The sequence below is a fragment of the Bacillus sp. RZ2MS9 genome (assembly GCF_001816185.2).
Lineage (GTDB): Bacteria > Bacillota > Bacilli > Bacillales > Bacillaceae_G > Bacillus_A > Bacillus_A cereus.
Genome location: NZ_CP049978.1, coordinates 836316 through 851661, shown reverse-complemented (window position 1 = coordinate 851661; position 15346 = coordinate 836316). Strand labels below are relative to the sequence as shown.

Below are 15346 nucleotides of genomic sequence, written 5' to 3'. Positions count from 1 at the left end.
AGATGCCCCCCTACTTGTTAGAATTTCACACTATCCTTCCACACATACATACGCATTAGATGAATGACTATCATTCAGTTTTCCTCAAAAATGAACCTACCTTTTCAGACAGGTTCATCTCACTATTTCTTTATATGTAGTGCATGTGTTAAAAAATCTAGTACTTCTGCCTTTTGCAAATCGACTTGCTCATCATCTTTATGATCATATAAATACACTTGTTCCGCTGCTGATTCAACTAGAGCGATAAATAACTTCGCTGTTCGCTCTGCGTGAACCGAATCACGAATTTCACCAGCTTCTTTTGCCTCATTTAAAAATTCACTTAGCCACATATAAAGGGGCTCATACACAGCTTCCCATTCTTTTATATGTTCTGTAGATGCAAGACCAGCATACATTAAAGCCTGTATTTCACGATATTCAGCTATAAAGTGAAACACCGCATCTATTACTTGCGTCACTTTACTTGAGAAAGGCGCATCGTTTTGCACTTTTTCTTTCACTGCAAGTATCATCTTTTCAACCATCACTTCTGCTATTGCAGGCATAACAGATAACTTAGAAGGAAAATATAAATAGAAAGTTCCTTGCGCAATGCCAGCTAATTTCACGATATCAGAAATCTTCGTTTTTTCGACGCCCTTTTCCTGAAACACTTCAATAGCTGCATAGACAATTTTCTCTTTTTTATTCATCATCTAAACCCTTTCACACGCATATTGAATGACTGTCACTCATTTTATAAGATAATCGATTGTACTGTCAATGATAGTGAACTCTAAGAGGAAATCATTTTTTTATAATAAAATCTCCTAATAAACAATTAGGAGATAAAAATACAATATATCTTTAAGAAAGTGCCTTTAATCCTGTCACTCCACATACAATAAGAAACACACTAATGATACGCGCTTTACTTTTCGACTCACCAAACAAGAACATGTTTAACAAAACTGCACCTGCTGTTCCGATACCAATCCAAACCGCATACGCGACACTTACTTGTAAAAATAAGAAGGAAGTATACAAAAATGCGAAGGATGTAGCAAACCCACCGATATAAATCGCACCATTGGCTAATGTCTTATCTTTACTATACATTTTAAGTCCTATCACACCGACTATTTCACTAATTGCAGCACAACATACGAAAAACCAACCCATTTTTTAAGCAGCTCCTTCCACAGTTTCTTCTTTATTGTCAGCTAACTTTAAACCGATAACGCCGGCTACTACCATAAGAATGAAGAATAGTTTGCCTGCGCTGAAACTTCCACCGAAAAGAAATACATCCATTAAGAAAGTACCTACCGTACCAGCTCCAGCGAAAATAGCATATACAGTTCCTGTTGCAAGATGTTCACACGCTTTAGAAAGGAAGTGAAAATCAACAGCGATAACTCCTAAAATAATAATCCAATGCCACCAAGTATTAGCCGTATTAAAACCAAACACCCAAAAAATTTCAAAGATACATGTTAATATGACATATAACCAAGCTCTATTTTTCATACCTCTCACCTCTTATGACTGACTATCAGTCATTTTTGTTTTAAAAAAATATACTCTTTCATCAATACTATATAAAAACAACTATCATCCTCATTTACCATTGTATTTGTTCCATTTCTAAGCTAAATGCATCCTGTCACATAAAAAATGACTGAATGTCATTCATATGTATTGTACATGAACCTTTTAAAAATTGTCAATGCCGAAAGTTTATTTAAAATTTCTTTCATCCGATTTGTATATTTCTCAATAATCTGTCAATACTGCTAGTAACATAATATTTTCTCCACTCCCCCTTGGAGAGATCCCTTGAATGGAGCAGTTAGCTTTTGCTAGCTGCTCTTTTTTATTTGCCAACACACTATGAGATCAAATCCATGTTTATCCTATAACTAAGGAGCGGATTTTGTTTTCTATTTATTTTCCAAAGAGGCCTTGTATGCAATAATTTTATTCTCAAGCATCTTCTCTGTAACCTCTAAGTTTTCTCTTTGAATCTGAATAGATTTCCTATGATCTTCTAGGAGCTGTAAACGAGCTTCTGTTGTATGCGCTCCTTCTGTATATAATCTAGCGTATTCTCTTATTTTCGCTATTGGCATTTGCGTTTGTTTTAATTTCATTACAAACTGCAACCACTTTATATGTGACTCTTCGTAAAGTCGATTTCCATTTGTATCACGATTTGCAATCAATATATTTTCCTTTTCATAATAACGTAGTGTATGTGTGCTCAATCCTAATAATTTTGCTACCTCACTAATTGTATACATACTAAACTCCCTCCACATGCTTATCCTTATATATTTTATGAACGTATCAAATTTATAAAAAACATTTGACTTAGAGTATACTCTAACAAATACAATCTAACCATAAATAAATTTGAATTTAGGGGGATTTTATATGAAATACACTGTTATTACTGGTGCAAGTTCCGGAATTGGTTATGAAGCAGCTTTAGCATTTGCATCTCGCGGGAAAAATTTAGTACTTGTAGCTCGAAGACAAGAAGAATTAGATGGATTAAAATTGAAAATTAACGAAATGCATCCAGAGTTAGATGTTGTCATTCGACGCACTGATTTATCTGTTACTGAAGATGTTTATAAACTTTATGAAAGCCTACAAGCTTTTCAAATTGAAACGTGGATTAATAACGCAGGTTTTGGTAATTTCGCCTCAATTGCCGAACAAAATTTAAATAAAATCGAGACGATGTTGCATGTCAATATAGAAGCACTAACAATACTCTCTTCTCTTTTCGTTCGAGATTATTCAATGGTTGACGGAACACAGCTTATTAACGTTTCATCGGGCGGCGGATACACGATTGTTGCTGATGCTGTTACGTATTGCGCTACAAAATTTTATGTAAGTGCCTTTACAGAAGGGCTGTCTCACGAACTGAAAGAACAAGGCGCAAAACTGCAAGCAAAGGTTTTAGCACCTGGGGCAACTGAAACAGAATTTGCAAAACGTTCATTTGGTATTGATGAGTTCGAATACGATAATGTTGTACCGAAATTCCACACTGCAAAACAAATGGCAAAATTTATGCTCGACCTTTATGATAATGATAAAGTTGTAGGAATTATCGACGGTTTAACGTATAACTATGAACTTAAAGATCCACTTTATAATTTTGCCGTAAGACAAACGAATTCAAATTCTTAATAACCTGTCCATTTCTTATGTAAATACATGTTCCCACTATATATGTAAATAATAGTGGGAACTTTTTCTCTATAAATTTTTTATCCAACATACCGAACCATCGCCACTTCATCACAATAATCCATCTTTGGACAATGTCTACAATCAATCCATACTTTCTCTGGCAACGCTTCTTTATTTATAAAATCAAATCCACACTTTTGAAAAAATACTGTTTCATATGTTAAGGAAATTACTCTTCTTACATTTATTTTCGTAGCTTCCTCCATTACATGATTTACGAGCATACGTCCTATCCCTTTCCCTGCATATGTATGCGAAACTACTAACGATCGTATTTCTGCAAGATCTTCTCCTAACACATGCAATCCAGCAACTCCAACAATTCTCTCGTCTTCTTTCATAACATATAAACATTGCAAATATTGATAAAGAGACAAAAGAGAACGTGGTAAAACAACTCCCTCTTTTGCATAAACCTCAATAAGACTATAAATTTCTTTCACATCACTGGTTACCGCATTACAGATTTTCATATTACATCCCCTTGCCCCTCAATATTAATATTTATAACTTTAAATGAATTTTAATTCATAATTTTATATAATAATACAGCTCTCTTTTCTCCTCGTCAATCACTTTATACAAACAAAAAACCAAGCAATCTAATCGATGCTCGGTTCCTCATCTCGTATCGGTAATACTGTTGAATATTTAATTTCACGAAGTGCCAAACTCGTCTGTATACGTGTAATACCAAGCTTATTCAGCTTTCTAATAAACTGCTCTAGTTCTTTACGATCACGATTTGCAACCTTTAATAAATAATCGTACTCTCCTGTTAAACAGTGACATTCTAACACTTCCGGCATCGATTCTAATTCTTTCTCCAACACTTCTAACTTGTCAAATTGATGAATATTCGTACTCATAAAAATAAAGCATAATAAATCAAACCCAAGCTTTTCTTGATTTAAAATCGCAACTTGCTTATCGATGAAACCTTCCCCATCTAACCTTTTTATTCTTGCATGCATCGCAGCCGGTGATAAATTAACGCGACGTGCCAGCTCTGCATTACTTACTTGTGAATCCTTCTGCAATATATCTAAAATTTGTACATCCAAATCATCCAACACTTTAATAACAGACGACTCCATTACAATTCCTCCTTTTTTCTTACCGATGATTATTCGAAAAAACAACTTATAATTTATATAAAACTGAATATCTTTCTGTAAATATCATTTTAAACTAAAGATTTTATCGAGTTTTCACCATTATACAAAATAATATATTACACAATAAAGAAAAATGCTAAAATTATTTACAATTCGTATTGATTACAAAAAAGGGGATTTTATCATGCCTTATTTTTACGTCTTTTTACTATTACTAACGAGCTTATTATGGGGAGGAAATTTCGTCGTTGGAAAATCACTCGTCGATCATGCATCACCGATGACACTGACAAGTTTAAGGTGGCTGATTGCGATTGTTTGTTTATTACCAATGGTATGGCTTAAAGAAAAGAAAATCCTTCCACCACGTACCGCAATAATTCCGTTAATATTAATGGGAATTTCAGGAGTCGCTCTTTTTAACATCTTTCAATTTTTAGCATTAGAAAAAACATCCGCTACGAATGTAGGGCTTATTTCTACATTGAATGCAATTTCAATCGCATTATTTTCAGTATTATTTCTAAAAGAAAAAGTAAATACACTTCAAATCCTATCCATGATTCTTTCATTCTTCGGGGTCATCCTCGTCCTATTAAAAGGTGATTTCTCGCTTTTATTTTCACTACATTTTAATAGCGGTGATTTATGGATGATTGCAGCAGTTTGTATTTGGGGAATCTATTCTGTTTGTAGTAAATGGGCAACAAAAACAACTACACCACTTATGGCAACGTTGTACTCTGGTATTTTCGGCGTTATTTTATTACTACCGTTTAACATAGGTAGCTTCACTGTTTCAAATATAAATACTTCTTTCATCACATCACTTTTATATACTGGGCTTATTTCGACAGTTCTTTGTATGGTATTTTGGAATATTGGCGTACAAAAATTAGGCGCAACTACATCAGGTATTTTTCTAAACTTCAATCCAATTTTCACAGCCATTTTAGCATTCATATTTCTCGGAGAAGAATTAACGTGGATACAAATTTTAGGGACAGTTGTCGTTGTAACAGGATGTTATTTATTTTCTCATTTCAAAACTGTTGCCGTTCAGCCAACTAGACCTTTAATACGAAAACATTCTTAATGAAAAAACATCGTCATCTAGGTTGGCGATGTTTTTATTTACTCTTCATTTCTCTTATATACTGCTTTTCCTCTTCTGGCGATAAACGTTCCGTCGCCTTGCCAGTATCTCCACCTTGAAGGCTCCATAAAAAGTTATGCTCCTCAACAGTTTGAGAAAAATCTCCTTTTTCCCACCTATTTATAATAGAAAATAACTTCATTTTATATTGAAAACCTGTACTATTTTCAATATCTCTTTTTACATTAGAAATTTCCTTTTTTGTCATCTCTACAAATCCCCATTTTTCAGAGGATTTTACCTTTTGGTGCACCATTTTATGCATAGTAGAAATAATTTCACCTTCACTAATTTGCGGAGCTTCTTCTGCAGCTTTTTTCTCTTTTTCGTTTGCCGCTCGCTCGGTTTGAATATTTTTATTTTCTTTTTCCACATATGCAAGCAATTTCTTTCCGCCAACTATAGACGAGAAAATTACTATAATTGTAATGCATATACCTACGATCCATTTAAAAAGCATTATCTCTTCATCGCTTCCCTAACAATATGACTATCTACATATTGCTTAAACTTCACGATTTTTCCGTTCTCAAGTTGCCATACATGAACAAATTCTGCTTCAAATGATTTTCCTGTTTCTTTATAAACTCCAGAATACATACCTTCAGCAATAATTACATCTTTTCCGTTTACTTCATGATATGTATTTACACTTGCTTTATAATCATCCCATTCTGATCCTAAACGGCTAAATACATTTTCCATTATAGCTTCTATGCCTTTATATGTTCCGCCGTACGGAAAACCTTCTGCCTCTGTCCATTCCACTTTTTCAGAGAGGGCTTCTGCTAAATGCTTTGCATTCGAAGAAGCTGATCCTTCATACGTGCTTTTAATAATTTCTAAATTTGATTTAGGCATATTACTTCCTCCCGTTTATTTATTTTTACACAAGACGTAACCACAACAGTTACATCTTGTGTAAAAAAACATTTAAATTGTTTTACTCTTAATCTATTAGCTGTAATCATTATAGTTACAATTATTCTTCAAGTCAACATTTATAAATAAAATTTACTTCGTTTTCATTACTTTCTCTTTTAAGAAACGATCTACATATCCTTCTGCTTTTACTACGAATAAATACGCACCCATTGATAATAATGCAAGATCTAATTCATATCCTGGATTCTTTCCATCTCCTAATAAACCTGCTGCTCCATTTACCTTTACGATAGCTCCAGCTAAAATAAGAGCGAATAACAATCCTACATATCGTACACCTAAACCGATAATTAATAATATACCACCAACTAATTCAACTGTTGCTACGCCGTATGCAAGGCCACCTGGTAAACCGATGCTTGTAAACCACCCTGCTACATTATCGATACCTGATTGAAACTTTGCTAAACCATGTGCAAAGAACGTAACTCCTAACACGATACGAATAATTAAATTCCCAATATATTGATTCATTTTGAACTCTCCTTTTTGTTTTGTTATGGTGAACTTTTATTTACAAGTCAAAACAATACGGTATTTTATTTCATTCGTCAAATACTTTTTTAAATAAAACAAAAAACATTATCCGTTTTACGGATAATGTTTTCTTACAAAATAGCGCTAATTCAAGCTTTTATTCTATCGCATAGAAAAAGTTGAAACATTTTTCCAGCGCCAATATAAGGCAGCAAAGAAACGTCCTCTTCCACAACCATTCCAACAACATTCACTTTCTCATCTACAGGTAAATCATATGTGGCAACTTGCATCTCCCCTGCATATCTACCGTACAATTCATTATCAATTGTAATGCTCCCTTTCTTTCTTACAATTGTATGCATCGGCTTTATCACCACTCTATTTCCTTCCCTTGATTCTACAGATCGAATAACATCACGAGACGGATCTAGTCTATTTGTATGCACTTGCTCTACCACTTTTAATACTTCTTTATCAGTTATAAATGATTTGTAATGCAATGGAATAATCCCTCTACTTGCACTAGCTACTTCTTGCATACTTTCTAAACTTGCGCTTATATCTCCAATCAATACTTTATCAACACCACAATCTTGTACAAGTTCTAAGTACGCTTCAAGCGGGCGCATATTGCGATGTTTTTCTAACGTTGGTAACCCTTCATATAACGGACCACGTTTTTCCGCATCTCCTGGAATAAATGCCATCGTCTTTATTCCGCACTTCTGTAAATATTGATTTTGTTTTTGTAAAAAGGACTTTGCTAGTCCTGTCTCTGGACGTGGGTAAAAATTGTGCCATGCTTCTACATTCTCTACTCTTATATGTTCTGTAAGTAATTCTTTCCAAAATGACTTTGTAATCGTACTCGCATTTAAAGCTACTTTCATCTTATGAGATACGCTTGCAATTTCTTTTGGCGCAATGCCGTAATCCATTCTTAAACCGGTAATACCCCAGTCCAATAGCTCTTCCACATTTTCATATGTTAGCCCTAAATGGTGTAACGATTTTGGAGAAACATCAACCATTAGCTCCATTTCATGTGCAAAAGCTTGTTTCCCTAATATTTGAATTAACTCTTTATACGTATTTGGATCATCTTCTGGAATGTGCAGTGATGTAAAAATAGATGTAAACCCATTTTCCTTCGCTACTTTTAGCCACTCTTCTTGTTTCTCTACTCGTTCTTTTGAAAGATAAATGGAAACTCCGATCATATAAATCTCCCTTTCTATTAATAGAAAAAGAGAAAGGAATCCCTTTCTCTATATGTTTTCTGCCATTTCTTCTTTAAATCCGAAGAAGTACGTAAAGATAAATCCGAAAGCATATGCAATTACTAAACCTAAGAAATATAGTAAATATTTATTGTCAGCAATTAACGGAATTAAAGATAGCCCTGATACGCCAATTCCAAGTGAAGCCGTTTGCATAACTGCTTGGAATGCACCACCGACAGCCGCTCCTAAACAAGCAGTAATAAACGGTTTCCCAAGTGGTAATGTAACCCCGTATAATAGCGGCTCACCAATTCCTAAAAAGCCAACTGGCAATCCACCTTTAATTACATTTCGAAGTCGTTTGTTTTTTGTTTTCACATAAATCGCAATTGCTGCGCCCACTTGGCCAGCACCAGCCATTGCGAGTACTGGTAATAAAGGTGTTACGTGTGTTTGATTAATAAATTCCATATGAATTGGTGTTAAACCGTGATGCAATCCGACCATAACGAGAGGTAAAAATGTTCCCGCAAGTACTGCGCCAGCAAATGCTCCGCCAATATTTAAAATCGCATTAATTCCGCTCGTAATACCATCTGATAAGAAACCTGCTAATGGCTGAATGGCTAACATTGTTACAATACTTACAACTAATACAGTAATGAGTGGTGTCACGATAATATCAACTGCATTCGGCACTGCTTTTCGAACTTGTCTTTCCACTACAACCATAAGCCATGCTGCAAAAATAACTGCGAATAATCCGCCCCGTCCGGGCACTAATGCTTCACCAAACAATTTTACGTTTGCCATCGCCGGATTGAAAATTAAAATACCAGCAATTGCCCCAAGAACCGGTGTCCCGCCGAACTCTTTCGCTGTATTCCAACCAACTAAAATTCCTAAGAATGTAAAGATACCGCCGCCAATGAGTAGTAACATTTGTAACCACGTTGCATTTGGATCAGCACCAGCGTTTTTCGCAAAGTTAGCAACCCCGTTTATAATTCCTGACGCAACAAGTCCTGGAATTAACGGAATGAAAATACTTCCTATTTTTCGTAAAAAGTTTTTCACCGGTGTATTATTTTTCTTCTTAATCTCTGATTTCATCTCTTGCCCAATATCTTCAAGGTGATGATCTGCTATCTCACCAATTCGTAGTCCTGTTAAGCCTTCCATTTCAGCTGCTACTTTATTTACTGTTCCTGGACCAACGACAACTTGAAGCGTCTCATCTTCTATAACACCCATAACGCCTTCAACTTTTTTTAAAAGGTCCATATTTACTTTACTTTCATCATGAAGCGTTAATCGTAGTCTCGTCATACAATGAGCAATACTACGAATATTTTTTATTCCTCCAAGTTGCTCCGAAATTTCCTTGGCCATTCTCTCTTCTTTCTTCATAATAGAATCCCCCTCCCTATTATTTTATAGTGCTTTCTTCACAAACCCTTTTGCGCATTTTAGTTTCTCCAGTGCTTCCCCATATTCGCACTGCAACAACACCATAACAATGGCAGCTTTTACGTTACGTTCTGCCTTTTCATAATACTCTGCCGCTACTTCATAACTAGTGCCTGTTGCTTCCACAATAATTCGTTTTGACCGTTCTACTAACTTTTCATTTGTGGATTGAACATCTACCATTAAGTTTTTATATACTTTTCCTACACCAATCATCGAAGCTGTTGAAATCATATTCAACACTAATTTTTGTGCTGTACCAGCTTTTAAACGCGTTGATCCTGTTAATATTTCTGCACCTGTCTCTACTTCCACATTTAACTTTGCATATTTACTTATTTCAGCATTTTTATTACAAGAAATACTCGCTGTACTCGCTCCTACACTCTGTGCGTATTTCAAGCCGCCAATTACGTAAGGAGTTCTGCCACTTGCAGCAATTCCAATCACTGTATCTTTCTCATTTAATCCAATACTTTTTAAATCTTCTTCTGCTAACTCTTCGCGATCTTCGGCACCTTCCACCGCTTTAGTAAACGCTTTCAATCCACCTGCTATAAATCCTTGCACCATTTTATCATCCGTGCCAAATGTCGGCGGACATTCCACTGCATCTAGAATACCTAAACGACCACTCGTACCAGCACCAATGTAAATTAAACGTCCCTCTTCTTCAAAAGATTTAATAACAGTCTGTACAACCTTTTCAATTTGTTCTATCTCTTTTTCAACTGCTAACGCAACAGTTCGATCTTCTTCATTCATACTTTGCAACACTTCTTTTATGCTCATCTCATCCAAATTCATTGTTTTCTCATTACGATGTTCTGTCGATAAATTTTCTAACATATTGCCACCCTCTTTGAAATTATATTTCACACTTTTATTATAACTTTAAGAAACTAAAAATCAATAACTCTTTCTTATTTTATGAAATAAAATTTCACAACATGACATATTTTTGTCAAAGATCATAAAGTGAAACTTTAATCAGTGGGGTTTTGTTCATCCCCACTGATTATTAGCCCGCACCAATCGGGCATTAACGGGCAGTTGATCCTCACCTAACTTTCTTTGCTTCCGCTGAATTTTGAAGTGAGGGTCTTACTGCACGGCAAATAGCGAGATAAAAAAAGATGAGTCTCCTCATCTTTTCTTCTACTTTAACTTCCGTAACCGCAACGCTTCTTCTCGTGTCTCCATAAATTGATCCAATACTTGATTACCAATTCGATTGAAAGTAATCACATATAAAGCATCGATCATATTCAGTTGCGTCATTCTCGAAGCAATACTCGCAATACGATGATCTTGTTCTACATCTGGCATACAAAGGCGAATATCCGCTTCTTTATATAGGGGGGATGATTGATCTAGTTTCGTAATTCCAATAACAGTTGCACCTTGTCTCTTTGCATACTGCGCCATTTCAAGCACATCTTTCGTTCGACCAGATGTTGAAATCGCAACAAATATATCGCCTTCTTTTAAATTCGTCACAAGTGGCAACATCATATGAAAATCAGATAGCATCATCGCTGTAAATCCGAGCCTTGTAAATTTATAAGCTCCGTCCATCGCCGGAGTAGCTGATCCGCCTACTCCATAAAAGATAATTTTATCGGCATTTACAATACGATCTGCAGCTTTTTCAAGTTCTTTTTTATCTATCGCCGTCACGCTCGCCTCAATTGCAGCTTTATTCACATAAGTAACTTTATTAAATAAATCGTACGGTCCATCTTCTGTATTCATCACTGAAAAATCGTTAATATTATAATCAGCAATCGTTAATTCACGAACGAGTGCTATCTTAAATGCTTTAAAGCTCCCAATCCCAATCGACTTACAAAAACGAACGACACTCGCCTCACTTGCGCCTGCATTCGTTGACACTTCTTTCGTCGTTAAGTTCGGAACAATCTCTGCATTCTCCATTATGTACATGGCAACCTTCTTCTCAGCTGGTGAAAATTGATCCATATTACTTTCAATTTTAAATAGTAATGTTGAAGCTTTCACTATTTAACCTCCACTTCTTACGGTTGCGTTCACTTATTTTCTCTTGCTTCAAGAAGGTAATAACCATCATCGCCAGGAGGATGAAACACATTTACAATGCGATTCCCTTTTTGATAAACAGTTCTTTCCCCTTCTGTCCACTTCTTTTCCCAACCGTTCATCCAAATCGCAACATCAGGTAAAAAAGCAGTATATTTCAGCTTCTGACCGTACTCACCATCTGCTTCTTCCGAAAAAATAGAAACCGGAAAATCTTTCACTTTTGATTCTTTCCATGCAGTAAATGGTATACATACTGCAATGAGTACGATTACACCGATAACCTTCTCCTTCGTAATCTTCACACTTCCCTCTCCTTGTCATATCACATACATAGATTTTACCATAATTACAAACCCTTCATGCTATATGATCATTGCTTTTGGGAATAAAAAAAGAGCTTACCTACATCAGATAAGCCCTTCCTCTCTATACAAAATATTTCTTCAAAAGTGGCGGTGTAATAATCGTCGTCAATATAACAACAATAACAATCGCTGTGAAATTTTCTTTCGCTAATAAATTCGCCGTAAGTCCATTTGCAGCGATGATAAGCGCTACTTCACCACGTGATACCATCCCCGCGCCAATACTAATAGAAGATTGGAGATTAAATCCTGTCAGTCTCGCTCCTAAACCTGATCCGATTAACTTTGTGAAAATTGCAATGAGAGTCATAATAATAATAAACCAAAGCTGGCTTCCAATGCCTTGAAATGTAATTTCCATTCCGATACTTACGAAGAATACTGGAACAAATATTGCATAAGCAATCGGTTCAATTTTATGTTCCACCTCATGCTTATACTCTGTTTGAGAAATAGCAATTCCTGCTGCAAATGCTCCAATAATGCCTGCAATTCCCATCATTTCACTGTAATAAGAAAAAGAGAAGCAAATAATAAGAGCCGCGCTAATTAACGCTTCTGTTACACGAAGCGGTACAAGCATTTTCATAATCCAAGGAACGACTTTCCAAGCAATAAAAACAATACTTACAAAGAAAATAATTTTCTTTACAATGACAAGTGTTATATTCACATCTTGTGTTCCTAAAAAACTCATTACAAATGCCAATAAAATAACGACAATGACATCATCAAATACGGCAGCACCTAAAATTGTTGTACTTTCTCTCGTATTCATTTTTCCTAGATCACGTAGCGTCTGGACCGTAATACTAACCGATGTTGCGCAAAGTAATAACCCTAAAAAAATGGCATGGGACTGTATTAATCCAAACAGCAATCCTGTTACATAACCACCGATGAAAGGAAAAATAATTCCACCGGCCGCTACTGCAAACGACGATTTCAAATTCCGATTTAACTCTTCTAAATCTGTTTCAAGTCCCGCCATAAACATAAGTAACAAAACACCAATCTCACTCAATTCATCAATCAGTTCAGAACTATTAATAATACCAAGTACAGCCGGACCGATAATAATACCGACAATTAACTTACCAAGTACAGAAGGCTGACCAAGTCTTACACTAATGTCACCAGCTAATTTCGTACAAAGTAAAATGACGACAAGTTCAAAATAAAATAACATAGCATCTGCTCCTACTTTAACTTTAATCAGTGGGTCGTTAACCCCCGTCCATTTCTGCAAGTAGTTTCCCCTATTGATCCGCATTTTATTTGTCATATTTTTATTTGACAAAATATTCTGAATTATATTAAGATTAATCCAGCAATTTTAAAAACTATATACCATAACTGCACCTCCACTTCCTTACTTACTCTTTTTTAATGGGCTCATACTATAGTCGCAGTTATGGAAATGAAAAAACGGGGGGAGAGTCCAAAGTGAAGTCATTATTACGAAAAAAAGCGCTTAGTACTGAATCACCAAAGCAGCTAGCTAGAACATTAACTGCACTCGATTTAACGTTTTTAGGAATCGGCGCCGTAATTGGGACAGGGATCTTTGTATTAACAGGTATTGTTGCAGCAAAACATTCTGGTCCTGGTATTATGCTATCATTCCTTATTGCTGCATTTACTTGTGCTTGTGTAGCCTTTTGTTACGCTGAATTTGCTTCTTCTATTCCTGTCTCAGGAAGTGTGTATACTTACGCATACATGACAGTCGGAGAAGTCGTCGCCTTCATCGTCGGATGGTGTTTAATGCTCGAATATTTACTTGCCGTTGCAGCAGTAGCTGTCGGTTGGTCTGGTTATTTGCAATCATTACTACAAGGGTTCAATATACACCTGCCCGCCATAATCGCCTCGGCCCCCGGCGTAGGAAAAGGTGGTCTCATCGATTTACCTGCTGTCTGTATTTTACTTCTTATTACTGGTCTTTTAAGTTTCGGTATACGCGAAAGCGCTCGCATTAATAATATTATGGTTCTTATCAAGCTAGCAGTTATTATCGCTTTTATCGTAGCAGGCGCAAAATATGTAAAACCTGAAAACTGGACACCGTTCATTCCATTCGGATACGACGGTATTATTACTGGCGCTGCCACTGTGTTTTTCGCCTTTTTAGGTTTTGATGCAATCGCAACCGCTGCAGAAGAAACGAAAAAACCGCAGCGTGATTTACCAATTGGTATTATCGGTTCTCTTCTTATTTGTACTGTTTTATATATGATTGTATCTTTCGTTTTAACAGGTATGGTTCCTTATACGCAATTAGACGTTTCTGATCCAGTTGCATTTGCATTGCATTTCGTTGGTGAGGATACAATTGCAGGACTACTCGCTGTTGGAGCGATGACTGGAATGACAACCGTCCTCTTAGTCGTTATGTATGGACAAGTTCGCGTTTCATATGCAATGAGCCGTGACGGTCTACTTCCAAAAGCGTTAGCACGTGTAAATAAAAGAGTAAAAATCCCTTTATTAAATACGTGGATTACTGGCGTTGTTGCCGCTTTATTAGCAGGCCTTTTAGACTTACATTTGCTAGCGAATTTAGTAAACATCGGCACGTTAACAGCCTTTACATTCGTTTGCTGCGCAGTACTTATTTTACGAAAAACACATCCTGACTTAAAACGCGGATTCCGCACACCTTTCGTACCTGTACTACCAGTTGTCGCGATTCTTTGCTGCTTATATTTAATGATCAATTTGTCTAAAACAACATGGATTAGCTTTGCAGTTTGGCTTATAATCGGCTTATGCTTCTATTTCTTCTACTCTAGAAAGCATAGTCATTTAGCTATTGAAAAAACAAATGATGAACAGAAAAAAGCATAACAAAATAGCTCGCCGATAAAACGGCGAGCTATCTTTCTGTACTATTATATTTTTTCGTTAACGATTGTAAAATGAAAAATATGCCGATGCAAGCTGTAAACCATGCCCAATTTCCTATTGGTGTCGAGTATTTGATCATTCCAATACCCACAAGCACTAAGAAAATAATCACCTGATATATGAGCTTCCACTTTTGCATATATTCCCTCCTTTACTTCGTCCCCTTCTTTTTCTTCTTCCAGGCATTCAAACTATCAAAGAAGAAGTTAATAAATAACGTTCCTAATCCTGCTAATAAAAACGTCATTAAGAATAAAACCCAAATACTTTTATCTTTTAATAAATAATATCCTACAAGGAGCACAACCGCGATCCATACATATTCAAGAATTCTTTTTAGCTTTTTCTGTTCCAAATTAT

Annotated in this window: 20 protein-coding genes; 3 read left to right on the top strand and 17 right to left on the bottom strand. The window is 35.8% G+C overall.

All coding sequences use genetic code 11. The features are described 5' to 3' along the window. Window positions 1-122: 122 nt before the first annotated feature. The 4 genes from BHV55_RS04410 to BHV55_RS04395 all read right to left on the bottom strand — a co-directional run bounded on the left by BHV55_RS04410 (window position 123) and on the right by BHV55_RS04395 (window position 2288). A complete protein-coding gene (locus BHV55_RS04410) occupies window positions 123-701 on the bottom strand; it encodes a TetR/AcrR family transcriptional regulator (protein ID WP_001999151.1) in 579 nt (192 codons plus the stop codon). A gap of 151 nt (window positions 702-852) precedes the next feature. Continuing rightward, window positions 853-1167: a DMT family transporter gene (locus BHV55_RS04405; protein ID WP_000539667.1), complete on the bottom strand. Its 315-nt coding sequence runs from the start codon at window positions 1165-1167 to the stop codon at window positions 853-855. A gap of 3 nt (window positions 1168-1170) precedes the next feature. Then, entirely contained in the window at window positions 1171-1515 is a 345-nt protein-coding gene (locus tag BHV55_RS04400) for a DMT family transporter (RefSeq protein ID WP_000796018.1), read from the bottom strand. Window positions 1516-1928: 413 nt separating this feature from the next. Further along, on the bottom strand, window positions 1929-2288 hold the full coding sequence (locus BHV55_RS04395) for a MerR family transcriptional regulator (RefSeq protein WP_000288058.1): 360 nt from the start codon (window positions 2286-2288) through the stop codon (window positions 1929-1931). A gap of 133 nt (window positions 2289-2421) precedes the next feature. Between BHV55_RS04395 and BHV55_RS04390 the strand changes: the two genes are divergently transcribed. Then, the gene (locus BHV55_RS04390) at window positions 2422-3192 is read left to right on the top strand and encodes an SDR family NAD(P)-dependent oxidoreductase (protein WP_070757339.1); all 771 of its coding nucleotides are present in this window, start codon (window positions 2422-2424) and stop codon (window positions 3190-3192) included. 80 nt (window positions 3193-3272) lie between these two features. Here the strand turns inward: BHV55_RS04390 and BHV55_RS04385 are convergent, their stop codons facing one another. Then, window positions 3273-3728: an N-acetyltransferase gene (locus BHV55_RS04385; RefSeq protein WP_000686662.1), complete on the bottom strand. Its 456-nt coding sequence runs from the start codon at window positions 3726-3728 to the stop codon at window positions 3273-3275. A 129-nt stretch (window positions 3729-3857) separates the two neighbouring features. Then, window positions 3858-4352, bottom strand: coding sequence for an Lrp/AsnC family transcriptional regulator (locus tag BHV55_RS04380; RefSeq protein WP_000446088.1), 495 nt, complete (start codon window positions 4350-4352; stop codon window positions 3858-3860). 205 nt (window positions 4353-4557) lie between these two features. On the opposite strand from BHV55_RS04380, the gene BHV55_RS04375 reads away from it, so the two are divergent. After that, complete coding sequence (locus tag BHV55_RS04375) at window positions 4558-5469, top strand: DMT family transporter (protein WP_001146267.1); 912 nt, start codon at window positions 4558-4560, stop codon at window positions 5467-5469. Window positions 5470-5503: 34 nt separating this feature from the next. Here BHV55_RS04375 and BHV55_RS04370 read toward each other — a convergent pair whose 3' ends face one another. From BHV55_RS04370 to BHV55_RS04330, 9 genes are all read right to left on the bottom strand, one after another. Next, window positions 5504-5989, bottom strand: coding sequence for a PRK06770 family protein (locus tag BHV55_RS04370; RefSeq protein WP_000897980.1), 486 nt, complete (start codon window positions 5987-5989; stop codon window positions 5504-5506). Then, the gene (locus BHV55_RS04365; protein ID WP_001126688.1) at window positions 5989-6390 is read right to left on the bottom strand and encodes a nuclear transport factor 2 family protein; all 402 of its coding nucleotides are present in this window, start codon (window positions 6388-6390) and stop codon (window positions 5989-5991) included. Before BHV55_RS04365 ends, BHV55_RS04370 begins: the two co-directional genes overlap by 1 nt. A gap of 153 nt (window positions 6391-6543) precedes the next feature. Beyond that, complete coding sequence (locus tag BHV55_RS04360) at window positions 6544-6948, bottom strand: DoxX family protein (protein ID WP_001077751.1); 405 nt, start codon at window positions 6946-6948, stop codon at window positions 6544-6546. Window positions 6949-7100: 152 nt separating this feature from the next. Next, window positions 7101-8174, bottom strand: coding sequence for a DUF871 domain-containing protein (locus BHV55_RS04355; protein ID WP_070757341.1), 1074 nt, complete (start codon window positions 8172-8174; stop codon window positions 7101-7103). A 48-nt stretch (window positions 8175-8222) separates the two neighbouring features. Continuing rightward, a complete protein-coding gene (locus tag BHV55_RS04350) occupies window positions 8223-9587 on the bottom strand; it encodes a PTS transporter subunit EIIC (protein ID WP_000711291.1) in 1365 nt (454 codons plus the stop codon). Window positions 9588-9611: 24 nt separating this feature from the next. Next, on the bottom strand, window positions 9612-10496 hold the full coding sequence (gene murQ, locus BHV55_RS04345; protein WP_053512556.1) for an N-acetylmuramic acid 6-phosphate etherase: 885 nt from the start codon (window positions 10494-10496) through the stop codon (window positions 9612-9614). 309 nt (window positions 10497-10805) lie between these two features. After that, window positions 10806-11669, bottom strand: a complete 864-nt coding sequence (locus tag BHV55_RS04340; RefSeq protein WP_070757343.1) for a MurR/RpiR family transcriptional regulator — start codon at window positions 11667-11669, stop codon at window positions 10806-10808. Between the two features lie 29 nt (window positions 11670-11698). Continuing rightward, on the bottom strand, window positions 11699-12013 hold the full coding sequence (locus BHV55_RS04335) for a hypothetical protein (RefSeq protein ID WP_000704958.1): 315 nt from the start codon (window positions 12011-12013) through the stop codon (window positions 11699-11701). Window positions 12014-12137: 124 nt separating this feature from the next. Next, window positions 12138-13361: a cation:proton antiporter gene (locus BHV55_RS04330; protein WP_061113410.1), complete on the bottom strand. Its 1224-nt coding sequence runs from the start codon at window positions 13359-13361 to the stop codon at window positions 12138-12140. Between the two features lie 161 nt (window positions 13362-13522). Here BHV55_RS04330 and bcaP point away from each other — a divergent pair, with 161 nt between their 5' ends. Then, window positions 13523-14926 carry a branched-chain amino acid transporter BcaP gene (gene bcaP, locus BHV55_RS04325; RefSeq protein ID WP_070757345.1) on the top strand — a complete coding sequence of 468 codons (1404 nt, stop codon included), beginning with the start codon at window positions 13523-13525 and terminating at the stop codon, window positions 14924-14926. A 28-nt stretch (window positions 14927-14954) separates the two neighbouring features. On the opposite strand, the gene BHV55_RS04320 is transcribed toward bcaP, so the two are convergent. Then, window positions 14955-15125 carry a hypothetical protein gene (locus tag BHV55_RS04320; protein WP_001174850.1) on the bottom strand — a complete coding sequence of 57 codons (171 nt, stop codon included), beginning with the start codon at window positions 15123-15125 and terminating at the stop codon, window positions 14955-14957. A 12-nt stretch (window positions 15126-15137) separates the two neighbouring features. After that, window positions 15138-15341 carry a hypothetical protein gene (locus BHV55_RS04315; protein ID WP_000435800.1) on the bottom strand — a complete coding sequence of 68 codons (204 nt, stop codon included), beginning with the start codon at window positions 15339-15341 and terminating at the stop codon, window positions 15138-15140. Window positions 15342-15346 lie beyond the last annotated feature (5 nt).